The 2,510-nt window shown below is 61.8% G+C and carries 2 protein-coding genes; both read left to right on the forward strand.

The annotated features are described in order from the left end of the window. Nucleotides 1-876: ABC transporter permease subunit (locus tag KHO31_RS38880; RefSeq protein ID WP_407945986.1), on the forward strand; the 876-nt coding region annotated here is incomplete at its 5' end. A gap of 38 nt (nucleotides 877-914) precedes the next feature. Beyond that, complete coding sequence (locus KHO31_RS38885; RefSeq protein WP_201124224.1) at nucleotides 915-2,510, forward strand: DUF3138 family protein; 1,596 nt, start codon at nucleotides 915-917, stop codon at nucleotides 2,508-2,510.

Genomic DNA, 2,510 nt, shown 5'->3' on the forward strand with positions numbered 1-2,510 from the left:
CTGACGTTCGGGTTTCTGTTTCTGTATATCCCGATCATCAGCCTGGTGGTGTATTCGTTCAACGAATCGAAGCTCGTCACCGTGTGGTCCGGCTTCTCGCTCAAGTGGTACGGCGCGCTGCTGCAGGATGACGAACTGCTCAATGCCGCGTGGCTGTCGCTCAAGATCGGTCTGCTGACCGCGTGCGCATCCGTCGTGATCGGAACGTGGGCCGGTTTCGTGCTGGCCCGTTTCGGACGCTTCCGGGGCTTCACGCTGTTCGCCGGCATGATCAACGCACCGCTCGTGATTCCTGAGGTGATCCAGGGCATCTCGCTGCTGCTGCTGTTCGTCGCGCTCGAACAGATGCTCGGCTGGCCGAAGGGCCGTGGCCTCTTCACGATCTGGATCGGTCACGTGATGCTGTGCGTGTCGTACGTGGCGATCATCGTGCAGTCGCGTGTGAAGGAGCTCAACAAGTCGCTCGAAGAAGCCGCACTCGATCTCGGCGCAACGCCCTTCAAGGTGTTCTTCCTGATCACGCTGCCGCTGATCTCGCAGGCCTTGATGTCCGGCTGGCTGCTGTCGTTCACGCTGTCATTCGACGACCTCGTGCTCTCCGCGTTCCTGTCCGGCCCCGGTTCGACCACCCTGCCGCTCGTCGTGTTCTCGCGTGTGCGCCTGGGTCTGAATCCGGAAATGAATGCGCTTGCCACGATCTTCATCACCACGGTGACGATCGGGGTGATCGCCGTCAACCGCTGGATGCAGGTGCGTGAGCGCAAGCGCAACCGCGACATGCAGATGGCTTTCGCACTCGCCGAAGCCGCCGACCCCTTGCCGTCAGCCCCACAACAAGCCGCCGTACGGAAATCGCTCGATACGGCACGCGCATAAGAAGTCCTTTTGCAATACGACCAATAAGGAGAATTTGCATGAGAAAGAAGCTCATCTGTCTGCTGGTGGCGGGGAGTCTGCCTGGCATGGCCATGGCAGACGCCACCAGCGACCAGATCAAGGCGCTGCAGGCCCAGCTCAACGCGCTGCAGAAGGAGGTCAAGCAGTTGAGGTCCGAGGTGGCGACCAAGCCGAAAGCGGCGGCTATTGCGGCCCCTGCCCCGGCGCCGGCCGTCGCGGAAGCGCCGGTGGACATCTCCTCGCCGGACTACGGCAAGGCACGTGCGACGCTGACCAACGACCAGGTCGACACGATGAAGCAGCAACTCGCCAACCAGCAGCTGAAGGTCGATTCGCTGGTGGACGCGCAGAATACCGGCCCGCTCGCCGGTCTGTCGGTGACGGGCTATATCGACCCGACCTACATCTATAACCGGGCGGCCAGCAGCTCGTCGTTCCTGTTCGCGAACCACGAAAGCAGCTACAACTACTTCAACAGCACGTTCGGCGATGTGTACCTCGACATCAAGAAGACCTTCGGTGTCGGCCCGATGGCGCCGTCGGCCGAAATCACCCTGATGCCGAACCGTGGCAACGGTATTACGCTGCTGCAGAACGAGCATGGCCAGATCGGCAACAACATCCTGAACACGGCGGTCGTGACCGTTCCGGTGACGGCGACGACGACCTTCGTAGCGGGTTTGATGCCGAGCTTCGGCGGCTATGAAGTGCAGCAGTCGAACCAGATGCTGACGCTCACGCACAACCTGCTGTATGACTTCTCGGATCCGGGCAGCTATATCGGCGTCGGCGTGAACTACACGGGTGACGGCAGCAACTGGGCATGGAAGTTCATGCTGGGCAACGAACAGTACCGCACGTATGGCTCGGTGGTGCAGACCGGCACCAACGCGCTGGGCGACCCGATCACGAGCAGCAACAAGATCCCGACCTTCACGGCCCGGGTCGACTACACGTGGTCGAGCGCGCTGGATATCGGCGGTTCGTTCAACATCGGCCGCCAGACGCTGGCTAGCGCGCAGGCAACCGATGCGACCGGCGCACCGATTCCGGGTTCGTTCGTCTACGGTGTGGGTGGTGGGGCGTCCAATCCGTATGGCACGTTCTTCTTCGGCGAAGCGGATCTGGCCTATACGCAGGCCGACGTCCAGTACAACGCCGAAGTCGACTACGGCCAGCAGCAGAACGCTGCGTTCAACGGTGGCCAGGCGCAGTGGTATGGCCTGTCGCTGCTCGCGCACCGCAAGTTCAGCATGCCGGTGGTGGGCCGCATGGGCGCGACGTTGCGCTATGACCTGCTGGTCGACAGCAAGAATGGCGGCGGCGGCGGTGGCGTTGCGTTGAATGCGAACGGCATGGACACGGCCGACGGCTTCGGTATCGGCGCGGACTGTCTCGCCAATTCGAAGGCGAACGGCGGTCTGGGCTTCGAGTGCAAGGGCGCCACCCATCAGGACGTCGCACTCGACCTGCTGTTCTATCCGACCCAGCAGATCACGGTCAAGGTGGAATATCGCCACGACTGGGCCAACAAGCAGGTGTTCCTGAAGAACGACGGTTCGTATGGCAAGTCCAACGACCTGCTCGGCACGCAACTCATCTACTCGTTCTAA

Source organism: Paraburkholderia domus, from assembly GCF_905220705.1.
Lineage (GTDB): Bacteria > Pseudomonadota > Gammaproteobacteria > Burkholderiales > Burkholderiaceae > Paraburkholderia > Paraburkholderia domus.